Consider the following 14,590-nt stretch of genomic DNA (forward strand, 5'->3'; position numbering starts at 1 on the left):
GTCACAGGATTGCAGACAGGAGGCCTTAGATGTATGCCACGGACGCACACGTGATTACCAGCGTCAGCGGCTCCTCAGTAGAGTTATTGTCCCGGAGCAGATACCCATCCGGTGATGCAGTACGACGCGGTTCTGTTCGACTTCGACGGCGTCGTCGTCGAGACGCCCTCCACTCGCCGACTGTCCGACGCGCTCGGCCGCACGTACGAGCAGTTCGATCGTTCGGGACCGGCAGCGGAGACGCTTCAGGAACTCGTTCGCGGCGACTTCGAGTCGATCGCCGACAGATGCCGGGCCCTCGAGATCGACACCGACGTCTTCTGTACGCGGGCCGCCCGCGAACTGATCCGTACCCAGCTCGGCGAAATCGAGCGCGGGCTGCGTTCCGTCTACGACGACGTAAGCGTCGTTCGATCGCTCGACCTACCGTTGGGAATCGTTAGCGACAACCACCCCACCGTGGTCACGACCGTCCTCGACCGGAGCCGGCTCCGACCGCTCTTCGAGACCGTCTACGGCTGTGCCCTGACGCCGGACGGCCTCGCCCGTCGGAAGCCCGACCCGGCGAACATCGAAGCCGCCATGGATACCCTCGAGGCCGAGTCTGCGCTCTACGTCGGCGATCGATCGGTCGACGTCCGGGCCGCCGACAATGCGGGTATCGACTCGGTGTTGCTCTCCCGCGAGTCCTCGAACGACGAATCCGCCGACGACGCCCTCGACGTGGCACCCACGTATCACTGTTCCTCGCTTACGCAGGTACCGCCGCTCCTCGAGTGATCCGACTCTCGATCGGTGAGGACGTTTCGACAATGTAATATGACGGTCAGTGGGGACCCCCCTCGCGTGTGTTACGCGCCCCACACGATCCGGTAGCGGGGACGACCGGGCAGATTCCAGCCATCGCTTTTTGCGCGAGACGGTGGGAGTGGATCGCATGAACGACGAGAACTGGGCCGAACTTCGGTCGCGATGCGAGGACGTCCCGGCCGGCGCGCAACTGCTGACGCCGCTCTCCGAGCGGCCGTTCAGAGTCGAGGCGACCGCGGACGACCGGATTCTCGTCCGTTTTGCGGACAGCACCGAAGAACGACCCCTCTGGCGCGAGCAGTTCGGCGTCTTCGACGAGCAACTCGAGGGCGGTGCGATGGCCGTCGACGATCTCCAGCCGGGCGTCGAGCCCTACGCCGCGGTGATCACGCTCTCCGAATCGTACACCGTCGAGGACGGGTCGATCGTCACCGCCCCCGAGGACGCCACCGGCGGCGAGAGCCCGTTCCTCGTCTCCGCGGCCGACGCGCGGACGCCGCCCGAGCGCGTCCACGACGATGCCATCCTGTTGGCCCATCTTGTCGAGCGACTCGAGATCGACGATTTCGACGCCCTCGACTCGCTCGACACCGACGCACTGACCGATTACTACGTCCTCGCCTCGGACGTCCAGCGCGGCGCCGACGGCGTACGGGCGGCGGCGCGAGACGAACTGCTCGAGCGCCTCGGACCCGATCAGGAGCTTCACGGTCGTTTCGGCACGGTCCGGCGAACGACCCGCGAGCGTCGCCGGCCGAAGGACGACGAGACCGTCCTCGCCGCGCTCGACGAGCACGCCATCCCCCGCGAGTGGGTTCTGGGGGTCGACCGGGACAAACTGGACGTCGTCCTCTCCGTTACCGACCTCGCCGACGACGACGTCTACGACACCAGCGAGGACGTCTACGTCCAGAAAATCGGCGTCGACGAGGACGAGAAGTACTCGCGGTTGCAGGGGCTCGCCGACCGTATCGAGGAGCTCGAGGACGCCCAGGGAGAGTCGCTACAGGACGAACTCGAGGCGATCGAGGATCGGCTCGAGGAGGCGTTAACGACGGGGTAAGCCGGAAGCGTAGGGCCGTTCTCGAGTTCGTTCCGACCGCGAATCCTGCTCGTCGACTCGTTCGTTCGGGAGCGCAAGCGGTGACACGCCGATCGAACGGTACGTTAGAGGGCAACGGGTGCTGGCGTACCGATCGAACGACGCGTTCGAGAGCGGTTCGATGACGACGATCCGTCGGGGCTGACGTTGGTCGCGCTACAACGGTTCGATACTCGATCGATCGCGATCGAAAGAAATACTGTTAGCTATTTTGAATTATCAGCCGATGTGGTTTGACCCCGCTGCCGTCGAAGCCGTCCGTGACGCCGTTCCGACGTGGCTCGGCGTCGTCATGGTCGTCCTCTCGTATCTCGGGAGCATCTACCTGATCGCCCCCTCCATGATCGCCGCCTACTGGGCCAACCGCGACCTCGTCGCGCCGTGGCTCGGGGGTATCATCGGCTGTTACGGCCTGATGTCGATCACGAAATCGTACCACACCGCGAGTCGACCGATCGTCGGCCCGCCGGTCGACGGGAGCGCGTTCCCCGGCTGGTTCGTCCCCTGGTACGAACACGCCGCACACATCTCCACGACGAGTTTTCCGAGCGGCCACGCGATGGCTGCGACGATCATCGTCGGCATGATCGTCGTCGACCTGCCGGTGGGCACGCTCTGGAAACGCGCCGTGGCCGGTCTCGCGGTGATCGGCTGGGTCGGCTTCACTCGAGTCGGGCTCGCCGTCCACTTTCCGGGCGACGTCATCGGCGGCATCGCCTACGCGCTGGGCTTCCTCGCCGTCTACTACCTGGGCCGGCGGTACGTCCCCCGACGGACGTCGTACGGCGAGACGACGGCTGCCTTCGCCGTCGGCTTCCTCTTCGCGCTGATCGCGGTCATCTACGTCGGGAGCCGAAACTCGCACATCGCCTTCGGCGGGGGTATCGGTGCGGTGCTCGCCTGGCACTTTGCCCCGGCGATCGCAGACCGAATGCGAGACACCCTCTGGGAGACGGTGGCTCCCCTCGTCGGCGTCTCCATCGTCGTCGGAACGTGGTTCGTCACCGACCTGGGGATCGGCAACCGCGCGTTCATTGTGGTCTGGTCCGCGCTGTTCCTCGCGGCCGTCATCCTCGTTCCGTGGATCGCGCCGACGGGCGCGTTCTGGACGGCGACGAAACGTCGCAGCCGGCGACTGATCGGCTTGCAGATCAGTCGCGGGGATCACGACTCCCGGCGGTGACGGCGACTCGAGCGCGCCGAACGTGGGTCGCGTCGAACCTCCATTCGATCGTCGTGCGACGCAATGGCGACGCAACAGCGACGTTTCGGCAGTGCCGTCGAACGACGACGACATCCCGGCCAAAGAACGAGCCCTCGAGTAGGTCGCCCCGCAAACGCTTTTGGAGATACACCCCCTACTTCGAATCATGTACGTGCGGGACGCGAAAAACAGAGAGGAGGTCTGGTTGCTCGACGCCATCGAGGCTATGGAACTCGACGAGACGGCGTTCCGCTCGCGCGATTACGTCGTCGCCGTCGACGAAACCTCGGGGGAAAAGGCAGGGTTCGGCCGCATTCGCGTACACAAGCGAGACGACGGTGCGTCGACTGACACCGACTCCGGTCGCGCCGGCGGGCACGCAGACGACGTCTGCGAGCTGACCAGCATCGGCGTCCTCGAGAGCTGGCGCGGTCAGGGCGTCGGCGCGCACGTCGTCGAACGCCTCGTCGAGTACGCCGGCGATCAGGGGTTCGAGACCGTCTACAGCCTGACCGGCGAAGGGAGCTATCTCGCCCAGTTCGGCTTTCGCCGAATCGAGGAGTCGGCGCTGCCGGAGCCGTTACAGAAGCGACTTGAGGACAAACGCGAGGGAGTCGATCCCGACGCGGTCCCGCTCGAGATCGACGTCGACGAGTTCCAGCTGCCCGAACGGCTCCGGGAGGCGTTCAAACGGGCGCCGGACGGCCGCGATGAGGCCTCGGACGACGACTCCCCCGAGGACTTCGGGATCGACCCCGAGTCGGCGACGTACAAGTACGATACGGGTCGCTAGCTCGAATCGATCCAGAGACGGTTGTCGACCCGCGGGCCGGGCCGACGGGGCCGACGCCGACTACTCGCGACGCGTGTCCGGCTGGTGTGGCTGGCGGTCGAAGCCGTGACGAAACGCGACCCACGCGATTGCGGTGACGGCCAGAATCGGCGGGAGGATAGCGAACGCCCACAGCGGATCGATCCCCCAGCGGAGCAGGATGGCGAGGTTGAACAGTCCGATCAGCAGGAACGGGGCGACGTACAGCGCCGCTCGCCGGCGGTCGCGCGCCGCCTCGTCGCTCGGTACCGGCTGCTCCATATCGGCACCTCCACGGCGCGGGTGAAAAGCGGCCGTCCCGACTCGAGTGACTGTCGTAGGTCTGTACCAGTTCCGATCGTCGACGGGTAAGCGACCCACTGGTACCGATCGCAACTCGGGACGATACTGGCCGCCTTCATGAACCTTCAAGCCCCACCCCAACCTAGATAAACGATAATGTTCGATTCCGACGATCTCGAGGAGATCCGTGCCGGCCGGGAGGAGTGGCACGAGGAGGACGTCGAGCCGGTGGTCGAACGGTTCGGCGAACGGAAGGAGACGTTCACGACGGATACGGGGGGCCAGGACGTCGATCGACTCTACACGCCCGAAGACGTCGCCGATCTGGACTATCGGGAGGATATCGGCTATCCGGGCGAGCCGCCGTACACGCGCGGCGTCTACTCGACCGGCTACCGCGGCCGACTGTGGACGATGCGCCAGTACGCGGGGTTTTCGACGCCCGAGGACACTAACGAGCGCTACCACTACCTGATGGATCAGGGCCAGACCGGGCTCTCGATGGCGTTCGACCTGCCGACGCAGATGGGCTACGACTCCGACGCCAGCATGGCCGCCGGCGAGATCGGGAAGGCGGGCGTCGCGATCGACTCGCTTTCCGACATGGAGACCGTCTTCGACGGCATTCCGTTGGACGAGGTTTCGACGTCGATGACGATCAACGCGCCCGCATCCGTCCTGCTCGCGATGTACATCGCCGTGGGCGACCAGCAGGGCGTCGACCGCGAGGAGCTTCGAGGGACGATCCAGAACGACATTCTCAAGGAGTACATCGCCCGCAACACCTACATCTACCCCCCCGAGCAGTCGATGCGGATCATCACCGACATCTTCGAGTTCTGCGCCGCGGAGACGCCGAAGTTCAACACCATCTCGATCTCGGGCTACCACATTCGCGAAGCCGGCTCGACGGCCGCACAGGAACTCGCCTTCACGCTCGGCGACGGCATCGAGTACGTCGAGACGGCCATCGAGGCCGGACTGGACGTCGACGAGTTCGCCCCGCAGCTCTCCTTTTTCTTCAACGGTCACAACAACATCTTCGAGGAGGTCGCGAAGTTCCGCGCCGCCCGCCGGATGTGGCACGACATCATCGACGAGCGATTCGACGCGGACGATCCAAAGTCCAAACAGCTCAAGTTCCACACCCAGACCGCGGGCTCGATGCTTACCGCCCAGCAGATCGAGAACAACGTGGTTCGGGTAGCCTACCAAGCGCTGGCCGCGGTGTTGGGAGGGACCCAGAGTCTCCACACCAACGGCAAGGACGAGGCGCTCGCCCTGCCGACCGAGCAGTCGGTCCGCACCGCCTTGCGCACGCAGCAGATCCTCGCCCACGAGTCCGGCGCGGCCGACACCATCGACCCCCTCGCGGGCAGCTACTACGTCGAGTCGCTGACCGACGAGGTCGAGGAAGACGCCTACGAGATTCTCGAGGAGGTCGACGAACGCGGCGGTATGCGCGAGGCGATCGAACAGCAGTGGGTCCAGCGCCAGATCCAAGACACCGCCTTCGATCGCCAGCGGGAGATCGAGGAGAAAGAGCGCATCATCGTCGGCGTCAACGAGTTCGAGGTCGACGAGGATCCCGAGATGGACGTTCAAGAAGTCACGCCGGAAGACCAGCAGCGCCAGATCGACAGCCTCGAGTCGGTTCGCACAGAGCGCGACGACGAACGCGTCGAGGAGACGCTCGAGGCGCTGCGCGAGGCCGCACGGGGCGAGGAGAACCTGATGCCGTACATCATCGACGCCGTGAAGGTGTACGCGACGGTCGGCGAGATCTGTAACGTCCTGCGCGACGAGTTCGGGGAGTATCAGCCCGGAAGCGCGGTGTGAGCGAGTCGACTTGCGTACTCGCCGACCGCCGGTGCGGGCGGGTCGATTCGGCCGCGTTCAGTTCACGGCGACTAGCGAGCCGCTCAGTCGCCATCACCCCGTTCGCGGACGACCTCCGGAGCGCGATACGAGCGCCGCTCGAGGAGCGATGTCACGACGATAAAGATCACCAGGGCGACGCTCGCGAGTCGCACGGAATCGCTCTCGTCGAGGCGATCGAGGGTCCGATGGAACCAGAAGACGTCGGCGACCGGACTGTCGTGAAACGCCAACAGGGACGGATGCGATGCGAGTTTGGCTGCGTCGGGGATCATCGCCCATCCACCCCCGATCAGGACGAGCGTTCGCGGATACGGGATGTCCGGGACGAGAGCGATGAGGAGCGCAGTGAGCGTTCCGCCGACGGCGAAGTGGAGGATTGCCTGAGACATTGAATGACTCGAGTGCGTGCGAGGCCGGTTCGCCCGACCGCTGATTAAGGGTTGTGAGCGTCAGATCGTCGAAACGGCTGTTTTCCGTCGGTAAGTAACCGTTGTTCCCGCTACCGGTGTGCAGACCACGTCGGTGGCCCGCCCACGGCCGCGCGGATCATTCGAATCGAGGCGGGGCAGTCGATCGGCGCGCCGAGCCCGAACTGCGGACATCCCGACTCGTCTGTCAGCGAAACTCGCCGCGCCGGTTCGACGCCGCCACCCATTCGGCGGTCCGCTCGAGTCCCTCGCGGAGCGAGACCTCGGGCGCGTAGTCGAGGTCAGCCCGCGCCGCGTCGACATCGGCCCTGCTGTGGCGGATATCGCCGACTCGCTCGTCGGTGTGCACGATCTCGGCGTCGGAGTCGGTTACGTCGACGATCAGTTCTGCGAGTTCCCGAATCGTCACGGACCGTCCCGTGCCGACGTTGTACGCGCGGCCGACGTGATCGGTCGTGGCAGCCAGGATGTTCGCCCGCACGACGTCCTCGACGAAGACGAAATCCCGCGTTTGGCTGCCGTCGCCGTGGATCGGAAGCGGCTCTCCGGCCAGCGCCCGGTCGATAAAGGCGGTGACGACGCCGCTGTAATCGCTGTCGAACTGGCCCGGGCCGTAGACGTTGAAGTACCGAAGCGCCACGGTCTCGAGCCCGTAGAGGTCGTGATACTGGCGCGCGTAGTGGTCGACCGCGAGTTTCTCGAGGCCGTACGGCGAACTCGGAATCGTTCGGTCAGCCTCCGAGACGATCGACCGCTCCGGCTGCCCGTAGATCGCCGCACTGGAGGCAAGCACGAACCGCGCGTCGAGTTCTCGAGCTCGCTCCAACAGCGCGAGGGTCGCGTCGACGTTTATCGAGTGACTCGCGATCGGATCCTCGACGGAGCGCTCGACGCTGACGAGGGCGGCCTCGTGAAAGATCAGGTCGACGCCCTCGGTCGCTCGAGCGAGCGCGTCGTCGTCTCTCACGTCGCCCTCGATGACCGTCGCGTCGTCGGGGACTCGTTCCCGCCGCCCCGTGGCGAACGAGTCGAGAACCCTGAGGTCGGTATCGTCGGCGAGTGCGGTCGCGAGGTGGCTGCCGATGAATCCAGCGCCACCCGTGACGAGGACCGTTCGGTCTCGGAATTCCTGCGTCGACATATCGAACGGACCACGGAGAAGCGTATGTTCCTTTGCCCCGCGAAGGCGGTCAGCCCATTCGTAGAGGGCGTTCGATCGGGTGGAATCGTCCGGCCTCCTCTTACGGCGACTGCGCGGCTGACCGGCTCTCGATCCCGGTTTCGGATCGCTTCGTGACGAACCGAGACGAGGGACAGGTCGGTCGTCCCCGCGTTCTCGAGGCCGTGAGAGTCAGCGTCTTCGTAATTCACTCTTTTAGGGCCGACCGTGGTGGTTGCGATCGATGATCGACGACGAGTCGCGGGGATCGCCTCGCGTACGCGGCGGGCGGTCCTTCCCGATCGATCTCGTCGCGGTAGCCGCGGCGACGGTTCTCGTCGCCGCCGTGGGTCTCGCCTCGCGACACTCCGGCGCGACAGTGCTCGGTCCGCTCGCGGTCCCGTCGCTGCTCTTCGCTCCGGGATACGTCACCGTCGCGGCCCTCTTCCCCGAACGCGATGGACTCGGGGGATTCGAACGCGTCGCGCTCTCGGTCGGCCTGAGCCTCGCGATCGTGCCGGTTCTCGGCCTCGGGCTCGCCGCGACGCCGTGGGGTATCCGCCTCGTCCCGCTCGTCCTCGTCGCGGCCGCCTTCACGCTCCTCGCGGCGTCGGTTGCGGCCGTCAGGCGGCGAACCGTTCCCGAAGACGAGCGGGTTCGCGTCCCCGTCCGCGAGTGGATCGAGTCCGGCCGACGCGGCGCGTTCCGGTCCGGCACGCGAGGGGAGACGGCGCTGACCGTCGTCCTCGTGGTGTCGGCCCTGCTCGTCGTCGGCACCGTCGGTTACGCCGCCGTGACGTCGCCGGAAGACGAGTCGTACTCGGCGATCTACCTCTTGACCGAGGACGAGGACGGCGAACTGGTCGCCGACGAGTACCCGGCCGAGTTCGACTCCGGCGAGGAGCGCGAGGTGATCGTCGGTATCGACAACCACGAGCACCGGCCGACGGAGTACACCGTCGTCGTCGCGGAACAGGAGGTCAACGTGAGCGACGGCGAGGCGATCGTCGACGAGCAGCGGGAACTCGAGCGGTTCGACGCGCGCCTCGAGCACGGCGAGACGCGGATTCTGTCGGACGAACTCGAGCCGACGGTGGCGGGATCGGACGTCCGGATCGTCTGGTTGCTGTACCTCGACGGAGACGTCCCGGACGAACCGTCCGTCGAGAGCGCGGACTACTACGTCTCGCTCTGGGGAGACGGGGGCGACGAAGCGGCGGACTAATGCGATCGAGGGAGCGACGGACCGACGCGGCCGTCCGCTGCCTCAGTCGTTCGCCGGGTCGGCGACGACCTCTCCGCCGTCGACGGTGATTCGGTAGGGCTCGCCGGTCGACCGGTCGCGGACGATCACGCCGTCGCCGTCTGCGCCGCCGCAGTAGAGGTCACCGTTGACGCGGTACTCCGCGAGCTGTGAGCCGTCCCCGAGTTCGAGCCCGTAGGAACTCAACACCCACCGGAGATCGAGGTCGCCGCCCTCGATCGAGGCGAATCGCGAGTTCTCGACGTGTATCAGGTCCGGATACCGAGAGTGGGTCCCGCCGCTCGTGTTGACGGAGACGACGGGCGCGTTCGCGGGTTCGACGAACGAAACGAAGTTCGATACCGTGACCCGCGCGAATGCGTTGAACGAGAGCATCGGGTGGTCGTCGCTCGGGTCGTGAACGTACGGCGCGACGATGTGGGCGTTGTCGACACCCTCGAGGTAGTAGGCCTCTTCGGCCGGCCACTCGACGCCGCAGTGGTGGATCTCGAGCGCCATGCTCCGTCGGCCCTCCGTTCCCTGTAGGGAGTAGCCGCGTCGGGTTCTGTCGGCCGCGCAGTTGACGAGGCCGGTGTAGTCCATCACGTCGATGTCGTAGCCGTGGCCGTCGTTGTCGAGCGAGTAGCAGGTGTGAAACTGCGTCGACGTCCCGTGACCGGTGACGAAGAAGCCGCTTCCGCCGTTGTGCTGGGCGCGACAGGTGGCGATCCGCGAGACGATCGGCCGGTGAATCGCGAAGCCGTGGCTCCTCGCGCGGACGCCGTGTACGTTCGTCACGTCGAGCACGACGTTCACGTCGGCGCCCGCCTCGCTGACGCTGAGGGCGTGATCGGCGACGCCGTTGGCGTCGAGGCTGAGGTCGCGGACGATCAGGTCGTGACCGGGCGTCCACTCGGTCCGTTCCGGTCTGTCCAAGACACCTGCGCCGGTCGGCCACGTCCCGTCCGGATCCGCCCGAACGGTGACCGCGCCGCTCCCGCGGAGGTGGCGAGCGCGACCTCCGTCACCGAACTCGATCGGCTCGGAGACCAGATACGCGTCCTCGGGCTCGGGGAAAAAGACCGCGTAGCTTGCGTCGTCGATCGCGTTCTGAATGGCTCGCGTGTCGTCGGTGACGCCGTCCCCGACGGCGCCGTACGCGGTCACGGGGGCCGTCGTCTCCGCGACGTTACCCAGGTGATTCCACGCCGACCCGGTGCCGACGTAGACGTCGCCCGTGTCTCGAGCGATGAACACCGAATCGCCGTGGGGCGTGTATCCGTCGCGGTCGGTCTCGTCGTCGACGACCGGCACCCGCTCCTCGAGCGCCGCGAAGTCGTCGTTGTAGTCCCACGCTTCGCCCGGTTCGTAGTCGAGGTCGAATCCGTGGTTGTCGGATGGTGTTGGCATGATCTACTCCGGAGTTATGACCCGTATCGACGGCCGTATTCGGCTCCGAATCCGCACTCACTCGCGGGCTCGTCCGTCTCATCCGGGGAATCTCGAGACGGTGGCCCCCGTCGTCCGTGATCGGGTCGATGGTGAGCGGCCGCCGAACCGGTGACGCCGGCGGCGACGAGCGACGTCGCGGTCGTCGCGGCGAGGATCGCTCGGCGGTGAATCGTTCGGTCGTCTTCGGTCATGGTGAAGAGGGAGACGCCCGGTCGACTTAAGCGATCCACTGCACTCGTTCAGCGACCGGACGGATAGAGGTATTAAGTCGATGAGCATGGTGAGACGCAATCGAGTGTCCAATACGCATCCGTCACCCGCAACGAGCCGTCGTCGAGCGCCTCCGTCACCGGTCACGGCTCCGGGCCGATGAGAGAGTTCGGGTTCGTCAAATCGTCTCTCGGCGTGTTCTTCCTTCAGGTCGGAATCGCCGGACTCGAGTTCGCCGGCGTCCTCTACGTCGCTCGAGCGACTGACGCCGCGACGTTCGGGACATACGCGCTGTTCGCCGCGACGGTGTTTTTCGCCGCCTTGCTGACCGACATGGGGTTCTCCGAGGCGACGCGAAAGCGGATCAGTGAGCGGTCGGCGAGCGGCGCCGGCACCCGCGATCGGTACTTCACGGCCTCGCTGTCGATTCGGCTCGGACTCTTCGTCGGTGTCCTCGCCGCGCTGTTCGCGTTTCGCGGTCCGGTCGCGACGTACATCGGGAGCGACGTCGTGTTCCCCTTCCTGGTGGCCGGGATCTTTCTGAACGTCGTCGTCGACACCCTCTCGTCGGTGCTGGCCGGGAAGAAACTCGTAGGTCGGTCGGTACTGCTGTTGTTCACGGAGACGCTCGGGCGGGTCTCCCTGTGGTTCGTCCTGGTCGCTCTCGGGTACGGGCTGACCGGAATCCTGATCGGCTTCATCGCCGGACAGGTGCTCGCGATCGTCCTGGCGCTGTACCTGCTCCCCGTCACGCCAGGCGCGCCCGCGAGGGAACACTACTCGAGCCTCTACCGATTCGCGCGGTTCAGCTGGCTCGCATCCATCAAGGACACCTCCTGGGTGTGGACGGACACGCTCGTACTCGGGTTCTTCGTCGCGTCCGCGCTGATCGGCATCTACGAGGTGAGCTGGCAGGTCTCCGGGATCTTCTTCTTCGTCGGTCTGGCGGTGAGTTCGACGCTGCTGCCGAACGTGAGCGAACTCTGGACCAACGGCGAGCACGCACGCGTCGAACGGCTCGTGGAATCGTCGCTGGTCTACGCGGGAATCATCGCGATCCCCGGCTTCGTCGGAGCGATCTTCGTCGGCGAAGAGCTCCTCTCGTACTTCGGCGAGGAGTTCACCGCCGGCTACGCCGTGTTGCTCGTGCTGATCTTCGCGCGCGTGATCCACAGCTACGAGATCATCCTCGAGAAGCTCGTCCACGCCCTCGATCGACCGGTGTTGATGTTCAAAGCCAACGTCGTGTTCATCGCGCTGGCGGTCGTGCTCAACGTGGCGTTGATCGCCTCGTTCGGCTGGCAATGGGCGGCCGTCGCGACCTCGCTGGCGATGCTGATCAAGACCGCACTCGTGTACGTCTACTCCTCGCGGCTGCTCGAGATCACCGTCCCGACGCGCGAGATCGGCATGCAGGTCGTCTCCGCAGGGATCATGGGACTCACGCTGCTGTTTTCCCCGTTCGACGTCGACACGCTCGTCGGTCTCGTGCTAGCGGTCGGGCTCGGGATCGTCGTCTACGTCGTCTCGCTACTGGCGCTGACGGAGCGCATCCGTCGGGACGTCATTGACGTTCTCTCGCCGTCCGACTGAGTCGCGACGCTGCGGTTTCGATCGGACGCCGCGCCGCGGATCGAGAATCGGCTCTCGAGATCCGTCCCCTCAGCAGCCGTAGATCGTCGCCGAGCCGCTATCGTACACCCGGTTCGAGTCGACCACGACCGCCTCGTAAAAGGTCGTTTCCGCGAACTCGGTGTGCTCGAGCGTCTCGGTCTCGGTGTCGAAGTACGGCATCCGCCCGTCGTCGCTCATCTCGTTCCCGAGGTAGATACACGTCCCACGCGGGACCGAATCGGTGTCCCGTTCGAACCACACGAACTCCTCTTGCCCGTAGTAGCCGGAGAGTATCATGAAGTCCTTGTTGTGCCACCAGTGGTTCGGCGGGCCGGGGAGGGTCGCGATCTCGTCCGATCGGGAGTGTGCGCTCACCCACTCCGCGGCGGCCAGTTCGGACGGATAGGCGACGTTCCACTCCTCCCAGTTTTCGTCGTCCAGGTAGATCGCGTACGGCGGGGTTTCGTCGCCGGCGAGCGCGAACCCCGCGCCCGTGCTGAACAGCAGGTAGACGACGATGAAGACGCACGCCGCCTTGCGCGCGTTGCCCGCCGTCGCGATCCGTCTCGTGGACTCGAACACGCTCGCGGTGGCGGTCGCTAGCGCGACGGCTCCGACGATCAGGTACGGGGCGAGGACGAACAGCGCCAACTGCAGGATGCGGTCGAATCCGATATCGAACGGGAGAACGATCGTGACCGCGATCAGCGCGTAACACCCCGCCGCGAGAACGTGATAGGGGTGGATCTCTCGGTCGACGAGAACCCGTCGTGCCGTCGCGAGGAGGCCCGCGGAGACGAACCCGAGGAGGACGACGTTCAACAGCCGGTACCACTCCCAGAGCACGCCGCCCGGGAGGTCGCGCGTCGCGTAGTCCACGCCGCTTCGGCTCTCGGGCGTCGCCATGAACGCCTCGACGTTCGTGACCGTCTCGGCAGAGACGGCGAGGATCAACTCGAGGTTCGTTCCCTGGCTGACGGTGCCGTACCAGAGCACGTTGAAGAGGACGAAGTACGCCCACAGCCCGACGCCGACGAAGATAGCGGTCCGCTCGACGCGTATCCCGTTCGATCTGTACCGCGAGACGACGTCGACGAACGCCACCGGCGCGAAGAGGCCGATCAGAATGAAACTCGTCGCGTAGTGTGACGTGACGATTCCGCCGAGAAACGCGACGGAGAGGACGAGTTTGACGCGCTGTGAGAGACGCGGGTCGGTCGCCGCGACGAGGAGAAAGCCGAGAAACAGGATGGCCATGTGCTGTTTGTCCGGCATGTCCTTGAAGAAACTGTAGTAGGCGACGAAGACGAACGCGGCCAGGAAGCCGACGTCGCGACGGTCGAACACGTGAATCGTCGCGTGATACACGCACAGCGGGGCCAGCGAGAAGAAAAACGGCACGACAGCTTTGAAAATCCACGCGACCTCGACGTTCGCGAGGATCGCGTACATCGCCGGGAGCACCGCGATCGACAGCAGTGAGTTTCCGACCGAGGTAACCTGTGGGTACCAGCGGGCCTGCTCTCGAACGGCGTTCGCGGTGTAGTACTCGTAGTGGATGTCGAACCCGACGACGTGCGTCGAGACCATCGTAAACTGAAAGAGGATCGCGAGCGACACCGTCCAGATCACGAGCGGATACGCCGACGCGGGAAGATCGCTGACGTATGTGATCAGCGGAACGAGACAGAGCACCACCAAGACGACGAGATTGATGCGGAACTCCCCGGTCGCGGACCCGTAATGCGAGGCGATTGCGCTCAGTACCGGCAGCGTCAATAGCGGGACGGCATATCGGACCGTTCGCCAGGTTACGACGCCGTCCATTCGAGGAACGGACGGCACGGTGTCCCGCCGCAGCACGGCGAGCAAGTAGAGGGCGCTGACCGAGACGACGATCGTCAGGGCGAGCGTGAGCGGTGCCATCGGCCGAGCGATCCCGAACAGCGGATACGTAACGTTGATGATCGCACCGAGAGCCATCGAGAAGACGAGACTCGAGCCGACCGTGAGCACGAGCAGCGACGAGACGGACCGGACGTCGACGTTCAACAGCCGAACGAGGACGAACCCGGGAACGAACGTGAGGTAGAGAACGACGAACGCCGCGCGAACGACCGGAAGGTCGAAGCCGAGCGCGGCCATCCCGATCCAGCCGACGAACGCGACCTGGAGGCAACAAAAGAGGAGCGCCCCGGCGTACTCGCGGGGTGTCCCTCGGTGATCAGCGTGAGTCTCGTGCATTCGTCTGTCTCGTTAGGCGAGCGATCGGATCTCGCGGTCGAACTCCGGTCCGACCGCGGTCGGATCACGACGCGATCTCGTTCCGCCGCTTCCGGTCGATCGGTATGGCGTCCGTACGCGCAACGGCGA

13 protein-coding genes are annotated in these 14,590 nt (G+C 65.5%); 7 read left to right on the top strand and 6 right to left on the bottom strand.

Annotated elements, in window-relative coordinates; all coding sequences use genetic code 11:
• Positions 1–114 precede the first annotated feature (114 nt).
• From ACSFDB_RS11755 to ACSFDB_RS11770, 4 genes are all read left to right on the top strand, one after another.
• Positions 115–780, top strand: a complete 666-nt coding sequence (locus tag ACSFDB_RS11755) for an HAD family hydrolase (RefSeq protein ID WP_440771181.1) — start codon at positions 115–117, stop codon at positions 778–780.
• 157 nt (positions 781–937) lie between these two features.
• Entirely contained in the window at positions 938–1,873 is a 936-nt protein-coding gene (locus tag ACSFDB_RS11760; protein WP_440771182.1) for a DUF7983 family protein, read from the top strand.
• A gap of 265 nt (positions 1,874–2,138) precedes the next feature.
• Positions 2,139–3,095 (top strand): phosphatase PAP2 family protein, encoded by a 957-nt coding sequence (locus tag ACSFDB_RS11765; protein WP_440771183.1) that lies wholly within the window; start codon positions 2,139–2,141, stop codon positions 3,093–3,095.
• A 187-nt stretch (positions 3,096–3,282) separates the two neighbouring features.
• A complete protein-coding gene (locus ACSFDB_RS11770; RefSeq protein ID WP_440771184.1) occupies positions 3,283–3,909 on the top strand; it encodes a GNAT family N-acetyltransferase in 627 nt (208 codons plus the stop codon).
• A 60-nt stretch (positions 3,910–3,969) separates the two neighbouring features.
• On the opposite strand, the gene ACSFDB_RS11775 is transcribed toward ACSFDB_RS11770, so the two are convergent.
• Entirely contained in the window at positions 3,970–4,209 is a 240-nt protein-coding gene (locus ACSFDB_RS11775; RefSeq protein ID WP_440771185.1) for a DUF8142 family protein, read from the bottom strand.
• A gap of 177 nt (positions 4,210–4,386) precedes the next feature.
• On the opposite strand from ACSFDB_RS11775, the gene ACSFDB_RS11780 reads away from it, so the two are divergent.
• Positions 4,387–6,069, top strand: a complete 1,683-nt coding sequence (locus ACSFDB_RS11780; RefSeq protein WP_440771186.1) for an acyl-CoA mutase large subunit family protein — start codon at positions 4,387–4,389, stop codon at positions 6,067–6,069.
• Positions 6,070–6,152: 83 nt separating this feature from the next.
• Here the strand turns inward: ACSFDB_RS11780 and ACSFDB_RS11785 are convergent, their stop codons facing one another.
• Positions 6,153–6,500: a hypothetical protein gene (locus tag ACSFDB_RS11785; protein ID WP_440771187.1), complete on the bottom strand. Its 348-nt coding sequence runs from the start codon at positions 6,498–6,500 to the stop codon at positions 6,153–6,155.
• Positions 6,501–6,726: 226 nt separating this feature from the next.
• Complete coding sequence (locus tag ACSFDB_RS11790; protein ID WP_440771188.1) at positions 6,727–7,680, bottom strand: NAD-dependent epimerase/dehydratase family protein; 954 nt, start codon at positions 7,678–7,680, stop codon at positions 6,727–6,729.
• Positions 7,681–7,942: 262 nt separating this feature from the next.
• Here ACSFDB_RS11790 and ACSFDB_RS11795 point away from each other — a divergent pair, with 262 nt between their 5' ends.
• The gene (locus ACSFDB_RS11795; protein WP_440771189.1) at positions 7,943–8,923 is read left to right on the top strand and encodes a DUF1616 domain-containing protein; all 981 of its coding nucleotides are present in this window, start codon (positions 7,943–7,945) and stop codon (positions 8,921–8,923) included.
• Positions 8,924–8,965: 42 nt separating this feature from the next.
• Here ACSFDB_RS11795 and ACSFDB_RS11800 read toward each other — a convergent pair whose 3' ends face one another.
• On the bottom strand, positions 8,966–10,351 hold the full coding sequence (locus ACSFDB_RS11800; protein WP_440771190.1) for a glycosyl hydrolase family 28-related protein: 1,386 nt from the start codon (positions 10,349–10,351) through the stop codon (positions 8,966–8,968).
• Between the two features lie 14 nt (positions 10,352–10,365).
• Positions 10,366–10,584, bottom strand: a complete 219-nt coding sequence (locus tag ACSFDB_RS11805) for a hypothetical protein (RefSeq protein WP_440771191.1) — start codon at positions 10,582–10,584, stop codon at positions 10,366–10,368.
• Between the two features lie 178 nt (positions 10,585–10,762).
• On the opposite strand from ACSFDB_RS11805, the gene ACSFDB_RS11810 reads away from it, so the two are divergent.
• Positions 10,763–12,196 carry an oligosaccharide flippase family protein gene (locus ACSFDB_RS11810; protein ID WP_440771192.1) on the top strand — a complete coding sequence of 478 codons (1,434 nt, stop codon included), beginning with the start codon at positions 10,763–10,765 and terminating at the stop codon, positions 12,194–12,196.
• Between the two features lie 69 nt (positions 12,197–12,265).
• Here the strand turns inward: ACSFDB_RS11810 and ACSFDB_RS11815 are convergent, their stop codons facing one another.
• Entirely contained in the window at positions 12,266–14,461 is a 2,196-nt protein-coding gene (locus tag ACSFDB_RS11815; RefSeq protein WP_440771193.1) for a DUF2206 domain-containing protein, read from the bottom strand.
• Positions 14,462–14,590 lie beyond the last annotated feature (129 nt).

The organism is Natronorubrum amylolyticum, from assembly GCF_052040145.1.
In the GTDB taxonomy this organism is placed as follows: domain Archaea; phylum Halobacteriota; class Halobacteria; order Halobacteriales; family Natrialbaceae; genus Natronorubrum.

Coding starts and splice junctions, on each gene's coding strand:
- ACSFDB_RS11755 (WP_440771181.1), top strand. CDS start 115: ATGCAGTACGACGCGGTTCTGTTCGACTTCGACGGCGTCGTCGTCGAG.
- ACSFDB_RS11760 (WP_440771182.1), top strand. CDS start 938: ATGAACGACGAGAACTGGGCCGAACTTCGGTCGCGATGCGAGGACGTC.
- ACSFDB_RS11765 (WP_440771183.1), top strand. CDS start 2,139: ATGTGGTTTGACCCCGCTGCCGTCGAAGCCGTCCGTGACGCCGTTCCG.
- ACSFDB_RS11770 (WP_440771184.1), top strand. CDS start 3,283: ATGTACGTGCGGGACGCGAAAAACAGAGAGGAGGTCTGGTTGCTCGAC.
- ACSFDB_RS11775 (WP_440771185.1), bottom strand. CDS start 4,209: ATGGAGCAGCCGGTACCGAGCGACGAGGCGGCGCGCGACCGCCGGCGA.
- ACSFDB_RS11780 (WP_440771186.1), top strand. CDS start 4,387: ATGTTCGATTCCGACGATCTCGAGGAGATCCGTGCCGGCCGGGAGGAG.
- ACSFDB_RS11785 (WP_440771187.1), bottom strand. CDS start 6,500: ATGTCTCAGGCAATCCTCCACTTCGCCGTCGGCGGAACGCTCACTGCG.
- ACSFDB_RS11790 (WP_440771188.1), bottom strand. CDS start 7,680: ATGTCGACGCAGGAATTCCGAGACCGAACGGTCCTCGTCACGGGTGGC.
- ACSFDB_RS11795 (WP_440771189.1), top strand. CDS start 7,943: ATGATCGACGACGAGTCGCGGGGATCGCCTCGCGTACGCGGCGGGCGG.
- ACSFDB_RS11800 (WP_440771190.1), bottom strand. CDS start 10,351: ATGCCAACACCATCCGACAACCACGGATTCGACCTCGACTACGAACCG.
- ACSFDB_RS11805 (WP_440771191.1), bottom strand. CDS start 10,584: ATGACCGAAGACGACCGAACGATTCACCGCCGAGCGATCCTCGCCGCG.
- ACSFDB_RS11810 (WP_440771192.1), top strand. CDS start 10,763: ATGAGAGAGTTCGGGTTCGTCAAATCGTCTCTCGGCGTGTTCTTCCTT.
- ACSFDB_RS11815 (WP_440771193.1), bottom strand. CDS start 14,461: ATGCACGAGACTCACGCTGATCACCGAGGGACACCCCGCGAGTACGCC.